The following is a 19,279-nucleotide window of genomic DNA, read 5'->3' as shown; positions in this document are numbered from 1 at the left end:
GGCGGGACACGCTGTGCGACCGGGCGGCGACTCGACCGACGCGGCCAGGCGGGCGGCGCAGCCGAGCGGGCGGCGCAGCCGAGCGGGCGGCGCAGCCGAGCGGGCGGCGCGGCCGAGCGGTGCGTGACATCGTGGGGGCATGAGCATCGACGTCCGTCCGGCCACGGTCTTCGAGGACGTCCGTGCCGTGCTGGGGCCGAAGTCGCCCGGTGCGAACGTCTGCTGGTGCCTGAGCTACCGGATCCCCTCCAAGCTCAACAACGAACTGCGCGGACCGGCCCGAGGCGAGTACGTCGCAGAGCTGTGTCATCAGGAGCCCCCGCCCGGCGTGCTCGCCTACGACGGCGACGAACCGGTCGGCTGGGCCGCCGTCGCCCCGCGCGCGGACACCTCCTTCGCCCGCAACCGCAAGATCCCGCACGTCGACGACCTGCCCGTCTGGTCGCTGTGGTGCGTCCGGGTACGCCCCGGCCACCGGAAACAGGGCATCTCGCACGCCCTCATCGCCGGCGCGGTCGAGTTCGCCCGCGCCCACGGCGCACCGGCGATCGAGGCGTACCCGCTCGACAACGGCGACGCCAAGGTCGACCTGACGATGGCGTACCCCGGTCTCCGGAAGAACTTCGAACGCGCCGGCTTCACCTACGCGGCAGCCACCACCTCGGTGCTGGCCGGTCATCCCCGGATCCTGATGCGGCTCGACCTGCGCACTCACGCGCACACATAAATGCCCGACCGCTGGCGACGGGGGATGCACCAGCGGTCGGGCTATGGCCAAGGGTAACAAGCGCTTGCCCATCGGAAGCGACTGTTCGTCAGCAAAGCCGGTGGTGTGACTCGTATCACTCAACTGCAGTGGTTGCCGGGCCTGTTGGGCGGCCCGGTCCCGTCAGGGCTCGCACGGCGGGTCGTAGGACAGCCGGGGCAGGTACTCGCCCCAGGTCTCCGGTGTCAGAACGCCCCGGGTCATCGTGCAGACGCGGCGTGCGGCCTCCTCGACGTCCAGGTTCCACAGCCGGATGGTGTCGGTGCCGCTCGACACCCCGATCATGTGGCTGTTCGGGCTGAACGACAGGAAGGTGCCGCCGCTCTTGGCGTTGGGGCTCATCGACTGGCCGATCGCGGTGGCCCTGTCGGGGTCGGAGACGTTCCAGAGCCGTACGGTGCTGTCGTTGCCGCCGCTGGCCAGGGTATGGCCGCTCCGGCTGAACGTCAGGGACACGACGGCCTCGGTGTGGCCCGTGAGGCTCGTCCGCTGCGAGGCCTTCGAGGGGTCCTCCAGGTCCCAGAGCCGGACCGAGTTGTCGTCACCGCCGCTGGCGAGTGTCTTCCCGTCGGGGCTGTAGGCAAGGACGTTGACCGCTCCGAGATGGCCCTTGAGGGGCGCGCCGCGCAGGACGGCACGTCCGGGGTCCGTCACCTTCCACAGCCGGATCGTGCCGTCGGCGCTGCCGCTGGCGAGCGTACGGCCGTCCGGGCTGAAGACGAGGGAGTTGACGTACCCCTTGTGACCGGTCAGGGGCGCGCCGAGCGGGCGGGGACGGGACGGGTCGCCGATGTCCCACAGCTGGACGGTGCGGTCGTCGTCGGCGGTCGCCAGCAGGCGCCCGTCCGGGCTGAAGGCCAGCGGATCGGCGAACCGGATGCGCAGGGGGACGGGGGAGCCGTGGGGGACGGGGCGGTCCGGATCGCCGAGGTTCCACAGCTGCAAGGCCCGGTTCCCCGTCACCACCGCGAGGGTGCGGCCGTCCGCGGAGAACTCCAGGGAGCGTACGCCGCCCTTCGGCCGGAACGGTTCGCCCATCGGCACGGGCCTGCCGGGCTTGCGTACGTCCCACAGCCGGACCCGTCCGTCGAGCGCGGCCGTCGCGAGCACCCGCCCGTCCGGCCGGAACACTCCGGTCCGGCCGATCATGTCCGCCGTCGGCAGCGCCCACAGCCGGACCTTGTTGTCGCCCGACCCGGTGGCCAGGGTGCGCCCGTCGGGGCTGAAGCCGAGCGCGTACATCTCGCCGCTGCTGCCCGCCAGGGGCGCGCCGACCTGCGACGGGTACGCCGGATCACCGACCTTCCACAGACTCGCCGTGCTGTCCGCGCTGGCGGCGGCGAGCATGCTGCCGTCGGGGCTGAAGGCCACGGACCACACCGGGCCCGTGTGGCCGGTGAGCGGCGCTCCGATCGCTGCCGGGTGACGCCGGTCGGCCATGTTCCAGAGCCGGACGGTGTTGTCCGAGCTACCGCTGGCGAGCGTACGGCCGTCGGGACTGAAGGCCACGGAGTGCACCGTGGCGGTGTGGCCGGTCAGCGGCTCCCCGACCGGCTCCGGACGCCGCGGATCCGCCACGTCCCACAGCCGGATCGTGCCGTCGTCGCCGCCGGCTGCCAGCGTCCGGCCGTCCGGGCTGAACGCCACCGAGCGCACGGCGGCCTTGTGCCCGGTCAGCGGCTTCCCCAGTGCCCGCGGCCGGCGCGGATCGGCCACGTCCCACAGCCGTACGGTGTGATCGTCGCCGACGGAGGCCAGGGTGCGCCCGTCCGGGCTGAAGGCGACCAGGTAGATCGTGCCGTCGTGGCCGGTCAGGGGCTTGCCGAGCTGCTTCGGCCGGCCGGGCTCGGTCACGTCCCACAACCGGATCGTGCCGTCGTCGGAGGCGCTGGCCAGGGTGCGCCCGTCCGGGCTGAAGACCGCGCTGCTGACCCAGCTGGTGTGGCCGGTGAGCGGCTTGCCCAGAGGCTTCGGACGCTTCGGGTCCGTCACGTTCCACAGCCGTACGGTCCGGTCGTAGCTGGCGGTGGCGAGGGTGTGGCCGTCCGGGCTGAACGTGGTGAGGTAGACGGCGCCGCTGTGGCCGACCAGCGGCGTGGACAGCGGCGCGTTCACGATGGAGATCAGACGGCTGCTCGCGCCCTTGTCGTCCGGCCGCAGCCGGTGTGCCACCAGGTCGAGCTGCGCGGACAGCGAGGGATCCGTGTACTGGACGCGGTCGGCCTGGGCGAGCACCTGTTCGAATACGGCCTCGTCCCGCTGCTTCCAGGCGACGACGGCCGCCCCGACGGCCAGCACCGCCAGCACGACCAGGGTCGCCACCGCGCCCCGGCTGATCCAGATGATGCGCCGGCGCAGCCGGACCGAGGCGGCCAGGAACTCCACCGCGCTCCGGGTCAGAAACGTGTCCCCGGCGGATTTGGCCCACCCGTGGGCCTGTTCCAGCCGGGAGCCCCGGTAGAGGAGCGAGGTGTCGCGGTCCGACTCCTCCCAGGCCCGGCCGTCCTCCTCCAGGCGCTGGCGCAGCAGGTTGCCCTGCCGGTCGTCGTCGATCCAGTCGCGCAGCCGAGGCCAGGCGTGCAGCAGCGCCTCGTGGGTGATCTCCACGGTCTCCGCGTCGAGCGTCACGAGCCGGGCGCGGACCAGCGCCTCCAGGGACTCCTCGGTCTTGCCGGGGTCGGTCGACTCCTCGGCCAGCTGGCGCCGGGTGCCCCGCCTGCGCGTGGCCTGGGTGTCCTCGCCCAGCCGGACCAGCCGGAGCAGGAGCAGCCGGGCCGCCGTGCGCGCCGCCGGGTCGAGACCGGACCAGGCCCGCTCGGCCGTCGCCGCGACCGCGCCCTGGATGCCGCCGGCCGCGCGGTACCCGGCGAGCGTCAGCCGACCCGCCTTCCTTCGTTGCCAGGTGGCGAGCAGGGCGTGCGAGAGGAGCGGCAGCACTCCCGAGTCGTGCGCCCCGCGCGGGCCGTCGGCGCTCACCTCCCGGACGATCAGCTCCGCCAGGCCCGGCTCCAGTTCCAGGCCGACGGCCTTGGCCGGGCCCGTCACCGCCTCGCGCAGCTCCGCCGTGGTCAGGGGTCCGAGCACCATGTGCCGGTGCTGGAGCGCGTCGGCCAGCTCGGGATACCTCAGGCACTGCTCGTAGAAGTCGGCCCGTATGCCCAGCACCACGACCGCCGGGGCCGGGTCGCCGTCGCCGGCCGGCGAACAGGCGGCGTGCAGGACCTCGACGAAGGCACGCCGCTCCGCCTCGTCGGGGCAGAGGGTGAACGTCTCCTCGAACTGGTCCACGATGACGACCGGCCGTGCGCCGGACGGCGCCGCGCGCCGTGCCCAGGCGGCGACGGCGGCGCGGACGTCAGGGCCCCTGGGGGCGCGTGGGCCCACGGTGGCGGGGACGACGGGGTCCTCCGCCCTGGGGACGCGTGGGCCTACGGCGGTGGGGGCGACGGAGTCCTCCGCGGCGGGTGCGTCGGCGGCGGCCCCGGCCGGGACGACCGGCCCCAGCTCCGGGATGCACCGGGTCAGCTCCGCCAGGGGATGACCGCCGGGTACGAGCTGTACGACCTCCGTCGCCCGGCGGCCCCGGCCCGCGCCGTCACCGCCGGTACCGCCGTCGTCGCCGTCACCACGGGCGCCGCCGTCAAGGTCCTCGTCCAGCGCCCCGTCCCGCAGGGCGGGCACCAGCCCGGCGTTCAGCAGCGAGGACTTCCCCGCGCCCGAGGCGCCCACCAGCATGACCAGGCCGCCCGTCCCCGCCACGGCCCGGAGCTGGGCGACGAGCGCGTCCGTGCTCCGCTCCCGGCCGAAGAACCACCGGGCGTCCTCCCTGCGGTACGAGGCCAGCCCCCGGTACGGGCACACCCCGCCGGGCGGCGCGGGCGGCGTCTCGGCGTCCGGCCGCCCCTGCTCCGCGGAGTCCGGGCCGCGCTCGGCGACCGGGCCGGCCACCGCCGCCTCCCACAGCCGCTGCCACTGGCCGAGGTCGTACAGGCCCGGCGACACCGGCGTGGGCCGCGCGCGCCGCGCCTCGGGGATCAGCACGTGCAGCACCGCCGCGAGGGCGGTGAACTGGGCGGGTACGTTGCGTGCCCGGCGCCAGTCGCTGATGCGCTGCGCGGACACCCGGACGGGACGCCCGCGTTCGTCGACCCGCTGGAGCCGGGCGACCGCTTCGGACACACGTTTGAGCGGCGGGTTCCCGGCTTCCTTGTACAGCAGTGCGAGGCGCTCCGCGAAGGCCGTGCGTGCCCCGGAGTCGGAACCCAAGGTCTCCACTCCTCAACTCCCCGCGCCTGGACGTCCGGACCGGAAAACTCACTCTATATGCCTGACCTGCGGTAATACGGCCCACCCGGAACCGGAGACTCCTCGTCGGCGGCCGAAACTGGCAGGATCCGGACGCAGCAGCGCACTCATCCGGTCAACTTCCTGCGGAGTCAGACGAAGTGCCCCCACCGTTCGGTACCGGTCCCCACGAGGGGAGGGACCGGTACCGGACGACGTGGTGATCCTCCCCGCCGGACCGCGCTCTCCAACCCTGGATAACTGACGACCCGTCAGCTATGGTCTGCCTGCCGTTGCCAAGGCCGGCCTGCGTACCGCTTCCGGAGCGACGTACAAGCGACGTACAGGGGTGAGCACAGTGGAGACACGTCCCGAGAGCCCGCGACCGCAGGGCGCCCCGCGCTGGGTGGCGATGCACTACCGGCCGGCCGAGCGGACATGGCGGGCAGCCGCGGAGTCGCCCCACCGCTCACCCGTACTGCACGCCCTCGGCGAGATGACCCAGACCCTGCGCGCGCGTGGGGACGAGGTGACCTTCGCCCTGTGGGGTCCGAAGGACGGCGACTGGCACCGGTTCGACACACCCTTGGAGCCGGCGGCTCCGTCCCGGCCGGAACCGGAGGCCTCCGCCGCCGAACCGAGCGGCCTGGCGGAACGCATGACCGGCCGCCGCCACCAGGTCCTCATGTCCGGGCTGGGCAAGGCGGGCCTCTACGACCTTTCCGCCGAGGACGACGCGACCGTCCAGGCCCTCGCCGAGCGGCTCGACGAGGCCGCCGTACGCCGGGTCGCCCACTGGCTCGCGGCGGCCGGCGCGCGGTAGGGCGGGCCGGTTCAGCGGGCCTTGCGCCGGGCAGGCAACACCTCGGGTCCCACCGGCTTCCGGTATCGGCCGGTGGGTGGACGAGGGGGATGAAAGAGATGAAGGGGCAAAAACTCTCTGTCGACCGCGAGCTCTGCTACGGCTCCGCCGAGTGCGTCCACAGGGCACCGCGGGTCTTCGAGTTCGTCGACGGATTCGGTGTCGTCCGCCCGGGCCACGAAGAAGCGGGCGACGCCCCGGAGATCCTGGAGGCGGCGGAGAAGTGCCCCAGCCAGGCCATCAGCATCACCGTCACCGACGCGCCCTCCTCACCGGACGGTCCGTAGCGAGTGCCCATGCCGGTACCGAGCCTGCTCGCGGTCTTCGCCCACCCCGACGACGAGTCCCTGGTGGCGGGCGGCACCCTCGCCCGGCACGCGGCGGCGGGCGCGCGCACGGGGGTCGTCACGGCCACCTGGGCGGCGGACACCCCGCGCGCGGCGGAACTGGCCGACGCCCTCCACATCCTCGGCGCCGGCCGGCCACGCATGCTGGGCTACGCCGACTCCCGCGTCCCACGGTCGGCCCCGGGCAGCCCGCGCCTGTGCGACGCCCCGCTCGACGAGGCGGTGGGCGCCTTGGTCGCACAAGTCCGGGACTTCCGCCCGGACGTCGTCGTCACCCACGACGCCTACGGCGGCCTGACCGGCCACGAGGACCACGTACACACCCACCGTGTGACGCTGCTGGCGGTCCACGCCGCCGGCCTCGAACGCCTCTACCCGGAGGCCGGTGAGCCCTGGCAGCCGAGCGCCCTGTACCTGTCCACGCACCCGCACTCCGCCGTCCGGGCGTGGGGCGGCCGCCTGGCCGCCACGGGCAAGACGATGCGCACGGTCCCGGACGACCGGGTCACGGCGACCGTCGACGTCACCCCCTGGCTGGACCGGAAGATCGCCGCCGTGCTGGCGCACCGCACGGAGGTGGAACGGGGAGCCGCCCCGGGCCTGATCGCCGCGCTGCCGGAACCTGAGCGGGAGCAGTTGCTCGGTACGGAGTGGTACATCCGCCACGACCCTGTCGTCCGGGCGCCGGCGGGGACGGAGCTCCAGCCATAGGCCGGTGACCGGCTCAGGTCGGTGCGCCGCTCAGTCCCCCGCTCAGCGCACCGCTCATTGCCCCGCTCAGTGCCCCACCGGAAAAGGCCACCGAAAACCGGCCAGCGCCCGGGCCCTGGCCTCCACCACCGCCATCCGGGCCGCGCGCTCGGCTCGGTCCACATGGGCCGTCTGCCCGGTCACCTGCCCCTCCCACTTCCGGTACAGCAGCCCGACCTCCCCCGAGAACCACCCGCGGCTCACGGCGTTCAGTGCGAGCAGCAGCCCCGTGTCCTCGGACGCGGGCAGCGCCATCCAGCCGCCGAGGGCGAGCAACAGCTCCCGGCGGACGAACAGCGACGCCGGATGGACCGGTGCGAGGAAGCCGTTGGCCTTCCAGTGCTCGAAGACGACCCCGCGCTCGATCGGCCCCTGGTCGGGGTCGCCCGGGAAACCGACCGTCGACCCGTCGGGCATGAGGTCCAGCACGCGCGACGTCGCCCACCCGAGCCCGCTGTCGGCCTCCAGCGCCGCCAGATCCCGCGCGAGCGTGCCCGGCGTCAACTGGTCGTCGGCGTCCAGGACCTTCACGTACGCACCCTCGGCATGCGCCAGCGCGATGGTCCGGGCGACACCGGGGCCCCCGGGGCGGCCCTGCCGGAACGTCACCCGCTCGTCGTCGGGCACGTACGGCCGTACGTCCGCGCTCTCCCCGTCCTCCTGGATCACCCAGTGCCACTCCCAGCCGTCCGGAAGCCACTGCTCGCGCAGGGACTTGTGAGCCTCCGGCAGGAACCGTGCCGACGGGCCGTGCACAGCGGTGACGACGACGATGCGCCCGCTCACGCCCGCACTCACCACCTCTCACTCACCCCACGCACACGGAAGGGGCCGCCGAGCATAGCGCGGCCTGTTGGGACGCCTGTTCTGCGTGCGGGAGGGGCGCGTCAGGAGGAGAATGGGACGGAGGGAGCTGAGGCATCATGACATCCCCCACAGCCCCGGAGTACCAGTCATATCTCGGTACCTCAACCGCAAGACACCCGCTCGAACGCTCAAGGCTCGTAGTGGCCGTAGGCTCCGTGTGGATCGCCTTCGGCCTCATCCTGGTCATCTCGATCTCGACGGGAGGCACCGGCCTTCTGTTCCTCTTCTTGGCGATCCTTTTCGTCGTGGCAGCCGAGTGGCTCTTCCACAGGCTGCGGAAAGCCAGCCTTCTCGGTCGCGCCATCAAGGTGACACCTGACAGCTTTCCGGAGATCCACGCCGAAATCGCCGAACTGCAGCGGAAATTCGACTACCACCGGCCGGTCGACGTCTACGTGGTCGACGAGGTCGACGGGAAGATGACGGTGACCAGCCTGCTCGGGACGCGGGTACTCCTCATCGAGGGAGGATTCGCAGCAGACCTCCAGCAGGACGGCCCCGCGGCCCTGCGCTTCATGCTGGGCAACTTCATCTGCTGGCTCAAGTACCGGCACGGGCGGCTGACCCTCTCCGTGGTCATTCTCGAGCACCTGAAGTGGCTGGCGTACGTCGCCCCCTGGATGCTTCCTTACTGGCGTTGCTCGGAATACACGTGCGACCAGTCCGGCTACCTGTGCGCCGAAGACCTTCATGCGTCCCTCGGCGTGATAGCCCGCCTCGCCGCCGGGAAGGAACTGGGTCCCGGCATTTCCCCCACGGGCGTTCTCGAACAGGCCTACCAGGTGTCGCGGCGCCCCCTTTCGCGCTACGCCGAACTGACCCAGGCGCAACCGCACCTGGTGAACCGCTACGTCAACCTCGTCGCCTTCGCCGGGTCCCTGATGCCTGCCGACTTCGAAAGGTTCCGCGCCGGCCTGGACGAGAAGGGCCGCCGCCTCCTCAGGGACCTCCTGCTGCAAACCCCTCACCACCAGTCGTCCGGCTCGACCCCGCGGTCGACGACCGGCCCCGGGTGAGCGACAAAGGCGGCGCCGGCCTCGGGACTCTCCGGCTCGGCAGGCGCGCGCTATCCACCGGCAGCCAGTGAAGAGACCAGCACCGCCCCGCCCCCCAGGACGACCAACTGCACGACGCCGGGGATACGCCATCCCAGGGCGAGGAGGCCACCGCCTGTCAGTACTGCGCCGCCTCCCAGAAGCCACAATGCCTGCGACGCCGCCCGCGACGCACTCGTCGGACTGACGCCGTCGCTTTCGTAGCTGTCGGCCCATCCCGCCACCCCAACGCCGTACACCGACCAAGCGATGAGCATGAAGTCGATGACGAGTAGCGCCAGGCTGACCCCGATCTGCTGGCCGGTTGACGGCTCATTCGCCCGTCTCATGCCCACTGCCGTCCCGTCTGCAGGCGACGATCCACTGAGTACATGCGGTCAGCATGGTGCGGCAGCGGACACTGCGCATGAGCACAGGTACTCAGATGCGTCGTTCTCGACGAGCTGACCTGCCCCCGCGCGACCTGCGCAAATGCCAGAGTACGGAGCGCTCCTAGGACTGTGGCCCACCGCGCCGTTTCAGTGCCTGTGCCACGCGGGGCAGTTCCTCGTACAGCAGTCGGCCGACCAGCGCCCCGCCGAAGACGACAACGCCCACGCCGACCAGCCAGGACTGGATGACCAGGACGGTTCCGACGGGCCCGTAGGTGACGGTGTTGGATGCGATCAACGGCGAGAAGGCGAGCCTGGAGAAGACCCTCAGGCCGAGCAGCCCGATCACGGTGGCCACGGCGCCGGGCAGCAGGGCACGCCAGCGGACCCTCCCGCCGAGCAGCAGTCGCTGAGACCACCACAGGAACAGGACGGCACTCAGCGACGCGACGGCCCCACCTGCCAGAGGTTGGCGCAGCAGCGTGGTGGTGGCGGAGAGGTAGAGGTATCCGGTGAGGACGCCGAGCCACACCACATGCCGCCACCTGGCCCACCAGCGGGCCGGCGGCAGGCCCCAGACCTTCTCGTAGCCGGTCTGCACCGCCGCCCCGAAGGTCAGGCCGAACACGGCAAGGGCGGCGATGCCGAACGCGGTCGTGGTGCGCAGGGCCTGGCCGGGCGGGGTGAACAACTGCTCGACCTGCCGCCGGGAGGCTCTCGACACACCGAGCCCTTCCCCCAGCCACTGCGCGAACCCCCGCCCGTGCTCGGGATCGGCAGAGGAGACGATGATCAGCAGCGGCACCAGCGTGAGGAACCCCAGCGCCGCGAAGCCCAGCGAACGCGACCACAGCTCGATGGCCTTGCTCCGCCGCCATCCGCGCCCGACTGGAGAGCGGCTGATCACGCGGCGCAGCGGCCCGAACAGAGAGGAACGGTCCGCGGCACCGGAAGGCTTCGTCGGCATGCCCTGTCGAGTACCACGTTCGAAACCCTTGCCGCGCCAGGGCGCGACGCAGAGGTTCCCGGATAGCCTGGAAAACAAGGGGCCACCGAGGTTCAGCAGGCTGTGACTGCCCGCAGGGGGCTCGCACCGGCCCGGATCAACGGCTCGGGAGGCAGGCCATGATCCATTCAGCCGACATCCGCGAGTGGCGCAACCGCAACGTCGTCGACCCGAAGGGCCACAAGATCGGCGTACTCGAAGCGGTCTACGTCGACACCACCACCGACGAACCGGCCATGGCCACCGTCCGCACCGGTCTCCCCACCCGCCACCACCTGGCCTTCGTACCCCTCGACGAGGCGATCGTCGGGCCCGGCTACGTCAAGGTCTCCTACGCCAAGACGCTGGTGAAGAAGGCGCCCTCGGTCGGCATGGACGACATCCTGCCCGCCGAGTCGGAGCAGGCGATCTTCCAGCACTACGACATGCCCTACCAGACGGGCGCAGGCGGCGAGCGGCAACTCGCCCGCCGATGACCGCCCGCGTTCAGCCACCCAAGGGAGGCGTACGCGTCATGAACCTCTTGCTGCTTCTCGTTCTGGTCGCCGTCGTGCTGGGAATCATCGGAGTTGCGGCGGAGGGGCTGGGCTACCTGCTGATCATCGGGATCGTGCTCCTCGTGGCCGCGCTGGCCCTCATCGCCGTCCGCTGGTCCCAGCGCCCCGGTCGCCGCCCCCTCCGATGACAACGGCAGCCTTCCCACCATTCAACCGGACCAAGGCGAGACAGCCCATGCGGAAGGGGTGCCCCTCACCGAGAGACACCCCTTCTGACCTGCACCATCTATGACCTGTGCGGAGGCGGTGGGATTTGAACCCACGGTGACATCGCTGCCACGACGGTTTTCAAGATCTCTCGGCCTCACGGCCAGGATGCTACTCCGCCGCAGGTCAGACGGGTATGGGGACCCCGGCTGAGCCGTCGTCATCGTCGTCGTGCCCGCTACGTGCCCCAGGCGGCAGGATTGTGCCCCTCAGCCACCAGTCACAACGGGAACGATCACCGCCGCGACGGCCGACAGCAGCCCTGCCACAGCGAGGGCGCCATTGAACTTCTCTTTGGCTGTCGGGAACACGGAGCGGCTCGCGTTCCCGACCTTGCTGCGCAAAACGATCATCTTCATCTTCTGCCACCGGTGCTGACGCTTCGAACAGCCCATCAAAACGCCGTAGGCATTGTTGCGACAGTAGGTCTGCCCGTCCCGGTTGAGGGCTCCGCACCAAACAGGCACTTGGAAGGCCGCATAGGCCGAGACGCCAAGTGACAAAGCCACGATCACCGGCAAGGACCATTGCTGGCTCCAAGCGACGATCAGAGCGGCGGCCACCATGTATCCCCAGTACAGATGCACCACTTTCCCCATGAGCACGCAGAGTATCTGCGCATATGCACAGCGCATAGATGCGAATTGGCCACGCCAAACGCCCCTGGCCGTGTTGCCGACCAAGGGCGTCACAAGTGCAGCGCGTCTCAGATCCCTTCGTGCCCTCCGAGCCACGCATCAGCCGCCTCCGCCACCTGGTCGTCACGACCGGCGACCGGCCGGGCGTAGTGCCGGGTGGTGACGCTCGCGTTCGAGTGGCCGAGCCGGTGAGCGGCGGTCATGACGCCGTACCGGTCGGCGACCCAGGCCCCGTGTGAGGCCCGGAGGTCATGCGGGGTCACGTCAGTCAGCCCGGCCGCCGACACGGCAGATGGCGGGGGCGCCGTCCGCGAGTGCCGGCCGGAGTAGTGGCGTGCGCGGGGAGCTCCCATCCCGCCTGCCATCGACCCAGGCAGAGCCGAGCAGACGCGGCCCCTGGCGTCCAGGTCGTTCGTACAGTGGCGCGCTCCACCTGGACGCCAGGGACCACGCCCGCTCCACGGTGTGTGGGTCGACGGCAGACGGGATGGGAGCTGGGGTGAGTGGTGGGCTTCGGCGGAGCCGAACGTCGTAGCGCAGGCGAAAGCCCGAAGCAGGTCAATCGTTGTCGGCCGAGATGTCCGAGCGCATGGCCCCTCTGGTCTCCAGACGCAGTTCCAGGTACCTGCGTGTCAGTTCCTCAAGTTCATCACTATCAAGACGCGCCCCCGCGCTCACGGCATCGCGCATCATTCGCACTGCCCGACTACATTCCTCAGCCGGGCGAACGACGGAGGGGGGCGCGAGAAGCTCCAACTCATGGCGTGACGCGTAGCAGTGGGTGTAGGCCGACCGTGTCAGCCGGTACCGCTCGCCCGCATCGAGGCCGGGCGTGGCAGCAATGTTCCGCAGATCGCTGCCAGCTTGGGCATGAGCCGCGAGAAACCTTGAGTAAAGCTCCCGCCGTGTCCTATCCCACTCAGACACCGCCTCTCGCCGCGCTCTTCGATGCTCCACGAGAAGTGCCGATCCCAGAGCAATCACGCCACCAGCAAGTGTTGCAAGTAGTGATATCCAGGCCACTTCGGAACGGTACAAGCGTCGGACGCGGGGGCCCAGTGGGCGTGCCCCAGCCGTGCCCGATAAAGCGGTAAGCAACGGGGAACCCCGGGCAGTCACAGAGTCCCAGCATGAGAACGGCCCCCGACCAATCATCCAGGTCAGGGGCCGTTCTCACTGCTAACCGCGCGGAGGCGGTGGGATTTGAACCCACGGTGACATCGCTGCCACGACGGTTTTCAAGACCGTTCCCTTCGGCCGCTCGGGCACGCCTCCCCGCGCCGGCCGTGATCGGCGGCGCGGGGACAAGGGTAACGGGTCGGTGCGCGCAGGTGGGGGTCAGTTGTCGCCGATGCGTGAGCCCAGGGTCACCTCGGCCGTGTGCTGCTTGCCGCCGCGCTCGTAGGTGATCGTGACCTTGTCGCCGGGCTGGTGGGTCCAGATCTCGCCGATCAGGGTGGGGCCGGAGTCGATCACCCGGTCGTCCAGCTTGGTGATGACGTCGCCGGGCTTGAGGCCCGCCTTCGCGGCCGGGCCGCCCGGCTCCACCGGTGCCGCGCCGCCCGCGCCCTGGTCGGTGATCTGCGCGCCGTCCGAGCTGTCGTCCAGGGAGACGGACGCGCCGATCTTCGCGTACACCGGCTTGCCGGTCTTGATCAGCTCCTGGGCGACGTACTCGGCCTGGTTGATCGGGATGGCGAAGCCCAGGCCGATCGAGCCGGACTGGCCGGTGCCGAAGCCGCCGTTGCCGGTGGACTGGATCGCGGAGTTGATGCCGATGACGTTGCCCTGCGCGTCCAGCAGCGGCCCGCCCGAGTTGCCCGGGTTGATCGAGGCGTCGGTCTGGAGGGCGCTCATGTACGACGCCTGGCTGCCGCTGCCGTCGCTGGAGGCGACCGGGCGGTTCTTGGCGCTGATGATGCCCGTCGTCACCGTGTCGGACAGGCCGAAGGGGGCGCCGATCGCGATGGTCGCGTCACCGACCGCCACCTTGTCCGAGTCGCCGAGCGTGAGCGGCTTCAGGTCCGACGGGGCGTCCTTGAGCTTGATGACCGCCACGTCGTAGCCCTGCGCGTGCCCGACCACCTCGGCGTCGTACTTCTTGCCGCTCGGGAACGTCGCGGTGAGCTTGCCGCCGTCCACCGCGCCGGCCACGACGTGGTTGTTGGTGACGATGTGGCCCTGCTTGTCGAAGACGAAGCCCGTGCCGGTGCCGCCCTCGCCGTTGGTGCTCTCGGCCTCGATCGTGACCGTGCTCGGCAGCGCCTTGGCGGCCACGCCCGCGACCGTGCCCGGGTCGCGCTTGACGTCACCGCCGCTGCTGGAGGCGGACACCGTCGTCGAGCCGCTGTTGTCGTCGTTGTTCTTCGCCAGCGTGTAGCCGAGACCGCCGCCCAGGCCGCCTGCGACCAGCGCGGCCACCAGGAGCGCGGCGGCCAGACCACCGCGGCCACGGCCGGACTTCGGCGCCGGCTGCTGGTACGAGGAACCCCAGCCGCCGCCGGAACCGGAACCGCCGTCGCCGTACGGGGAGGTGGGCGGCGGGGGCGGGGGCCAGGAGGGGTCGGGGGCGGAGGAGGAGACGCCGTGATGTGCGGCGCCACCAGGAGCGCCCTGACCGTGTGCGGACTGTCCCTGGGAGTCCTGTCCGTACGGTCCCGGCCCCTGAGATGTCTGCCCCTCGGGCGCCGGAGCAGCGGGAGCGTCCACCGGCACGGGGGGTGCGGACGGGGCGGGGGGTACCGCGGTGCCCTCGTTCTCGGTGCTCACAGCTTCTCTCCTCGATCCACGGCTGTTTCCTGGGTCGCACTCGGTCACGCTTTTTCACGCTGGCGACGGTCCGGCGCGATACAGCTGTGCTTGTCCCTTTGTATGCCGTCAGCTTTTCCCACTGGCCGTCAGAGCACCATAAGCGGTGGCTGTGGGTCCGGGGCCATTCTTTATATAGGTCATTACTGACGAAAAGGATGCAATTCCAGTGCCTCCGTCCGGACCTGTGAATCCGCCGGGTCCGTCCGACCAGACGCGTACCCGCGCGCGGTGGCACCATGACGCGGTGACCCACGCACGGCAGCATGTGATTCAAGTCGTCGCCCACCGCGGAGCCTCCGAGGACGCCCCGGAACACACCCTGGCCGCGTACACCAAGGCGATCGAGGACGGCGCGGACGCCCTCGAATGCGATGTGCGCCTCACCGCCGACGGCCACCTGGTGTGCGTACACGACCGCCGGATCAACCGTACGTCCAACGGCCGCGGCGCGGTCTCCGCCCTGGAGCTCGCCGACCTCGCCGCCCTGGACTTCGGCTCCTGGAAGACGGGCGAGGCCTACAAGGGGCGCGACGAGGACCCCGACTGGGAGCACCGCCCGGAGGACCGTGAGGCGACGTCCGTCCTCACCCTGGAGCGGCTGCTCGGACTCGTCGCCGACGCCGGACGCCGGGTGGAACTGGCCATCGAGACCAAACACCCCACGCGCTGGGCGGGGCAGGTCGAGGAGCGGCTGCTGGTCCTGCTGAAGCGGTTCGGCCTCGACGCCCCGGCCACCGCCGACGAGTCCCAGGTGCGGGTCATGAGCTTCTCGGCCCGCTCGCTGCACCGCGTGCGTGCCGTCTCGCCGACCCTGCCGACGGTCTACCTGACGCAGTTCGTCTCGCCCCGGCTGCGCGACGGACGGCTGCCCCTGGGCGTGCCGATCGCAGGCCCTTCCCTCCGCCTCGTGCGCAACCATCCCGTCTACGTGGAGCGCCTGAAGCGGGCCGGCCACCAGGTGCACGTGTGGACCGTGAACGAGCCCGAGGACGTGGACCTCTGCGTCGGCCTGGGTGTCGACGCCATCATCACCAACCGCCCGCGCGCAGTGCTGGACCAACTCGGCCGCTGAGGTCCCGGGACGACCACATCTGTCCCATCAGACCCACGCACACCCCTTGACCTCACCGCTTGACGGACGGGATCCTCGCCTCTCGGCCACACCGATGAAATCAAGCCACACGATTACAGGGAGTGCTCCGGCGCGTTCGATCCGTATTCGATCGTGGTGAATGCGTCACCGGACGTGGATTGGCCGGTTTCCGGTACAGGCCAATGGGGCATCCACACCGTGGCGTGGGGCGAAGGAGGTCTCGGGGGTGGCGTTGGTGGTGGCACAGGAGGTGCCCACGTCGTCGAGCATGGCCGTACCCCATGGCCCTGCGGGCGTGGGGGAAGCGAGACACCGTATGCGTGCGCAGTTGCGCAGAGGTGGCGTAGCGGAATCGGTCATCGACGACGCCGTACTGATCCTTTCCGAACTCTTGAGCAACGCGTGCAAACACGGCAGACCCCTGGGCGACGCACTCTCCGGCGACGGTGACGTCCGCGCCGCCTGGCGCGTGGACCCCTCCGGCCGGCTCATCGTCGAGGTCACGGACGGCGGCGGCCCGACCCGCCCCGCCCCCGCGACCCCGTCGGTCACGGCGCACGGCGGCCGCGGGCTGAACATCATCACCGCGCTGGCCGACGACTGGGGCGTCCGGGACGACATCCGCGGCGAGGTCACCGTCTGGGTCGTCGTCCACGCCGACGTGTACGACCCGGACGCCGGCCACCGCCGCGACGACTTCGCGACGCGTGTCACGGCTCCGGCGGTGTCCCAGATACCCGGGCTGGACTTCGCGGACGCCTTCGACGACATGGACTGAACCCGGGACTGACCCGGCGCCGGCCCGTCCCCGGTCTCCACGACCGGCGTCGTCCGGCCCGTCCCCGGTCTCCACGACCCGCGGTCGTCCACACGACCCACGTCGTCCACACGACTCACGTCGTCCACACGACCCGCGTTGTCCACAGGATCCCGTCCCCCGAGGTGTGAACGGCTAGGCTCGCGACCGTACGAGACGAGCCGTAACCGGGAGACCCATCGATGGCCAAGAAGCGACCCCAGACGAAGGCCAAGCGCCCGCAGATCACGGACGGAGAGATCCCGGTCGTCGGCGCTCGTGAGCCCTGCCCCTGCGGCAGCGGCCGCCGCTACAAGGCCTGTCACGGCCGGGCCGCGGCCCACGCCGCGACCGAGCTGGTGCACCGCCCCTTCGAGGGCCTGCCCGGCGAGTGCGACTGGGTCGCCCTGCGCGAGCTGGTCCCGGCGGCCACGGCCGGGCTGACGCTGAAGGGCGGCCTCCCCGAGGGCGTCCCGGCGGTCACGCTGGCCACGGTGCTGCCCATGGCCTGGCCCGCCCTGCGCCGCGACGACGGCTCGGTCCTGCTCGGCCTTCAGAACGACACCTCGTCGGGAGACATCAGCCGCGACCTCGCCGACATCCTCCAGCGCGCCCTGGAAGCCGAGCCCGGCACCCCGGTGCAGGGCCGCCGCGCCCCGGCCGACGGACCGCGGCTCCAGGATCTGCTCGACCCGGAGGGCGCCTTCGAGCCAGAAGTGCACAGCGGCTTCGAGTTCTGGGTGCCGGACCCGGAGAACGCCACACCGGAGGTGTCCGCCTCCCTGGAGCGGGCCAACGCCGCGGCCATCCCGACCGTCAAGCTCCAGGGCGTGGACGCCGCGTACTGGTGCGAAACGCCGGAGAAGAACCATTTGCGGTGGGTCATGCCGCACGCCGAGGAGCAGCTTCTGGACGCTCTCGCGCGGCTGCACGCCGCGGGTCGGTCGAGTCTGGGCGAGGGCACCCGCCTGGTGGGCTCCTTCCGCGCTCACGGGCTCACGGTGCCGGTCTGGGACCTGCCGAGCGGGGTCACGGCCGAGGACGTGGAGAAGCCGGCGGCGGAGTTCGCCGAGCGCCTCGCCGCCGCCCTGGCCACGGACGCGCCGCTCACCCCGGACGAGCGCCGCGCGCGTGGCGGTCTCACCAACCGGCAGGTCACACTCAGCTGACGGGTCGTCACCGGACCCGGCCCGGCCGCTCGGACGGCCGGCCGGACCGGGCCCTCCGGACAGGTGACGTCCTTCACAACTCCCGTCCGGGACAAGCCGATCGGTGACTGGAAAGGACGAGATCGAATTTGCGAACAGCCGATCTCTTGTTACCGTTCCTGTAGCCCGGTTGCTGGTGCATCCCCCGTCGCCAGCAACCGGGTCTTTCCATGTGTGCGGCCGTTCACCGAACGCAGCAGATTCTCAACTGCCCATCCAGGCAGGCGAGTTGCTCCCCGAGCGCAGCAGCAGCGGCCCCTGGCCGGCCCGCCTGGCGAACTCCGCGACAGCCGTGTACGCCGCCAGATCCCCGCGTGCGGGCTCCCGAGGCGTCTCACACGTCCCCGGCTCGTCCTCGGCACCCACCGCGCAGGTGATCCGCACGGTCCGGGCACCCGGCCCCATCAGACTCAGTACGGCGTCCAGCGCCTCGCCGGTCGCATTGCGGTAGTAGGTCCGCGCCCAGGTGTCCGCGGCCTGTGTCACGACACAGGTCTGCGCCTCGACGCCCTCGGGAGAGGAGAGTTCGGGACCGCAGCGCACGGCGGTCGACAGGCCCGGGTCGAGAGCGGGGAGGCCGGCCGCGGCGGAAGGCGCCTTGCCGTCCGCGGACGGCCGGGAGGTGCGTACGCCGTGCTGTCCGGAACCGGACACGGAACCGCCGCGTGCGGCGGCACCCTTCGCCGGGCCTCCATGTGTCGTATTCCCTGACTCCGTGGAACCCGGGAACCCCGGAGACCCCGCGGACGCCACCGCCAGCGGCAGTGCGACCGCGCACGCCGCCACCACGCCCGCGAGGGCGAGCAGTCGGATCTTTCGGGGGTCCCGGGAGCGGGTCCGGGAATGACGCGGCATGGCCCCGGAACATAACGCCCCGGGGCGGAACCCGGGCTCGGCGCGCCCGACAGCCCTAGAACTCGGGCGCGCTCACACCCGTACGAGTGAGGGCCTCGACCACGGCGTCCACCACGGCCTCCACATCGGGCACCCACGGCGAGGCCGAGCCGGGCAGCGGTGCCCGCTCCCAGCGGATCTCGCCCTGGCCCGTCTCGGACGGGGGCAGTGCCAGGTAGCCGCCCTCGCCGTGGAAGCGGAGGGAGCCGGGCACGAAGTCCTTGGCGTAGAGCAGTTCGCCGAGCTGCTCCATGGAGTACGGCTTCACGAGGATCGCCCACCGGCTGGGGGAGGCGACGACCGGGCCGAGCCGCAGCCCCGAGCGGTCGAGCGCCTCGAGGGCGCGGGCGGCCGGCAGGGCCGGCAGGGAGACCGCGCAGGGGGCCTTGCCGCCGGTGGCCAGGACGATCGGCGCCGTCGGCCGGTTGCTCCACCACCAGCGGACCATGCGCCCGTCGGTGGTGGCCGCGAGGAGGCCGGGGTCGAAGGGGTGCGCGCCGGGGACCGTGCACTCGGGGTCAGGGCAACCGCAGCGGCTGCGCCCCTCGGGGTCCGCCGCCACGCCCGGGAGAACGGGCCACTGCCATTCCGTCGCGTAGGTCAGGGCCGCGCCGATCAGCTCAGGCCTCCCGTCGCTGCGCTGGGACAGGAGCCTGCGTCGCCTTCCGAGGATCTCGCGCATGAGCGCTCGTTCCTTTCCGTTGCACGCCGGCAACACCGTGGTCCACATCACATCATGTGTCGATCACTTCACTGTGCGTACCTGT

18 protein-coding genes, 1 tRNA gene and 1 pseudogene are annotated in these 19,279 nt (G+C 71.2%); 10 read left to right on the top strand and 10 right to left on the bottom strand.

Annotated elements, in window-relative coordinates; translation table 11 throughout:
* Positions 1-139: 139 nt before the first annotated feature.
* Positions 140-727, top strand: coding sequence for a GNAT family N-acetyltransferase (locus MQE23_RS22975; protein ID WP_020275529.1), 588 nt, complete (start codon positions 140-142; stop codon positions 725-727).
* Between the two features lie 162 nt (positions 728-889).
* Here the strand turns inward: MQE23_RS22975 and MQE23_RS22970 are convergent, their stop codons facing one another.
* Positions 890-5,041, bottom strand: a complete 4,152-nt coding sequence (locus tag MQE23_RS22970) for a hypothetical protein (protein WP_243380111.1) — start codon at positions 5,039-5,041, stop codon at positions 890-892.
* A gap of 367 nt (positions 5,042-5,408) precedes the next feature.
* Here MQE23_RS22970 and MQE23_RS22965 point away from each other — a divergent pair, with 367 nt between their 5' ends.
* From MQE23_RS22965 to MQE23_RS22955, 3 genes are all read left to right on the top strand, one after another.
* On the top strand, positions 5,409-5,873 hold the full coding sequence (locus MQE23_RS22965) for a hypothetical protein (protein ID WP_037671937.1): 465 nt from the start codon (positions 5,409-5,411) through the stop codon (positions 5,871-5,873).
* 89 nt (positions 5,874-5,962) lie between these two features.
* Positions 5,963-6,199 carry a ferredoxin gene (locus MQE23_RS22960; protein WP_020275526.1) on the top strand — a complete coding sequence of 79 codons (237 nt, stop codon included), beginning with the start codon at positions 5,963-5,965 and terminating at the stop codon, positions 6,197-6,199.
* A gap of 9 nt (positions 6,200-6,208) precedes the next feature.
* Complete coding sequence (locus MQE23_RS22955) at positions 6,209-6,970, top strand: PIG-L deacetylase family protein (RefSeq protein ID WP_243380110.1); 762 nt, start codon at positions 6,209-6,211, stop codon at positions 6,968-6,970.
* A gap of 66 nt (positions 6,971-7,036) precedes the next feature.
* Here the strand turns inward: MQE23_RS22955 and MQE23_RS22950 are convergent, their stop codons facing one another.
* Positions 7,037-7,795, bottom strand: coding sequence for a glycosyltransferase (locus MQE23_RS22950; protein WP_243380109.1), 759 nt, complete (start codon positions 7,793-7,795; stop codon positions 7,037-7,039).
* A 221-nt stretch (positions 7,796-8,016) separates the two neighbouring features.
* On the opposite strand from MQE23_RS22950, the gene MQE23_RS22945 reads away from it, so the two are divergent.
* The gene (locus tag MQE23_RS22945; protein WP_243380108.1) at positions 8,017-8,892 is read left to right on the top strand and encodes a hypothetical protein; all 876 of its coding nucleotides are present in this window, start codon (positions 8,017-8,019) and stop codon (positions 8,890-8,892) included.
* A 50-nt stretch (positions 8,893-8,942) separates the two neighbouring features.
* Here the strand turns inward: MQE23_RS22945 and MQE23_RS22940 are convergent, their stop codons facing one another.
* Both MQE23_RS22940 and MQE23_RS22935 read right to left on the bottom strand, forming a co-directional pair.
* Positions 8,943-9,260: a hypothetical protein gene (locus MQE23_RS22940; RefSeq protein WP_243380106.1), complete on the bottom strand. Its 318-nt coding sequence runs from the start codon at positions 9,258-9,260 to the stop codon at positions 8,943-8,945.
* A gap of 163 nt (positions 9,261-9,423) precedes the next feature.
* Positions 9,424-10,269 (bottom strand): YhjD/YihY/BrkB family envelope integrity protein, encoded by an 846-nt coding sequence (locus MQE23_RS22935; protein ID WP_020275523.1) that lies wholly within the window; start codon positions 10,267-10,269, stop codon positions 9,424-9,426.
* A 158-nt stretch (positions 10,270-10,427) separates the two neighbouring features.
* Between MQE23_RS22935 and MQE23_RS22930 the strand changes: the two genes are divergently transcribed.
* Complete coding sequence (locus MQE23_RS22930; RefSeq protein WP_020275522.1) at positions 10,428-10,784, top strand: PRC-barrel domain-containing protein; 357 nt, start codon at positions 10,428-10,430, stop codon at positions 10,782-10,784.
* 38 nt (positions 10,785-10,822) lie between these two features.
* Positions 10,823-10,993 (top strand): hypothetical protein, encoded by a 171-nt coding sequence (locus MQE23_RS22925; protein WP_167338037.1) that lies wholly within the window; start codon positions 10,823-10,825, stop codon positions 10,991-10,993.
* Positions 10,994-11,281: 288 nt separating this feature from the next.
* Here the strand turns inward: MQE23_RS22925 and MQE23_RS22920 are convergent, their stop codons facing one another.
* The 4 genes and pseudogenes from MQE23_RS22920 to MQE23_RS22905 form a co-directional block, all read right to left on the bottom strand.
* A complete protein-coding gene (locus tag MQE23_RS22920; RefSeq protein WP_033309993.1) occupies positions 11,282-11,671 on the bottom strand; it encodes a hypothetical protein in 390 nt (129 codons plus the stop codon).
* A gap of 107 nt (positions 11,672-11,778) precedes the next feature.
* A pseudogene (locus MQE23_RS22915) lies at positions 11,779-12,000 on the bottom strand (site-specific integrase); the annotation flags it as partial.
* 898 nt (positions 12,001-12,898) lie between these two features.
* A tRNA-Ser gene (locus MQE23_RS22910) sits at positions 12,899-12,985 on the bottom strand.
* A 63-nt stretch (positions 12,986-13,048) separates the two neighbouring features.
* Positions 13,049-14,479 carry a trypsin-like peptidase domain-containing protein gene (locus MQE23_RS22905; protein ID WP_020275520.1) on the bottom strand — a complete coding sequence of 477 codons (1,431 nt, stop codon included), beginning with the start codon at positions 14,477-14,479 and terminating at the stop codon, positions 13,049-13,051.
* 286 nt (positions 14,480-14,765) lie between these two features.
* Here MQE23_RS22905 and MQE23_RS22900 point away from each other — a divergent pair, with 286 nt between their 5' ends.
* From MQE23_RS22900 to MQE23_RS22890, 3 genes are all read left to right on the top strand, one after another.
* Positions 14,766-15,593, top strand: coding sequence for a glycerophosphodiester phosphodiesterase (locus MQE23_RS22900; RefSeq protein WP_020275519.1), 828 nt, complete (start codon positions 14,766-14,768; stop codon positions 15,591-15,593).
* A 160-nt stretch (positions 15,594-15,753) separates the two neighbouring features.
* Positions 15,754-16,392: an ATP-binding protein gene (locus MQE23_RS22895; RefSeq protein ID WP_037671932.1), complete on the top strand. Its 639-nt coding sequence runs from the start codon at positions 15,754-15,756 to the stop codon at positions 16,390-16,392.
* 221 nt (positions 16,393-16,613) lie between these two features.
* Positions 16,614-17,579, top strand: a complete 966-nt coding sequence (locus MQE23_RS22890; RefSeq protein WP_020275517.1) for a DUF5926 family protein — start codon at positions 16,614-16,616, stop codon at positions 17,577-17,579.
* A gap of 243 nt (positions 17,580-17,822) precedes the next feature.
* On the opposite strand, the gene MQE23_RS22885 is transcribed toward MQE23_RS22890, so the two are convergent.
* A complete protein-coding gene (locus MQE23_RS22885) occupies positions 17,823-18,473 on the bottom strand; it encodes a hypothetical protein (protein ID WP_243380104.1) in 651 nt (216 codons plus the stop codon).
* A 55-nt stretch (positions 18,474-18,528) separates the two neighbouring features.
* Positions 18,529-19,194 (bottom strand): bifunctional DNA primase/polymerase, encoded by a 666-nt coding sequence (locus tag MQE23_RS22880; protein WP_020275515.1) that lies wholly within the window; start codon positions 19,192-19,194, stop codon positions 18,529-18,531.
* Positions 19,195-19,279: the final 85 nt, after the last annotated feature.

Origin of the sequence: Streptomyces sp. HP-A2021, assembly GCF_022807935.1 — a bacterium.
GTDB classification, from domain to species: domain Bacteria; phylum Actinomycetota; class Actinomycetes; order Streptomycetales; family Streptomycetaceae; genus Streptomyces; species Streptomyces afghaniensis.
The sequence above is the reverse complement of the archived record's forward strand: the minus strand, read 5'-3'. Positions and strand labels throughout refer to the sequence as shown.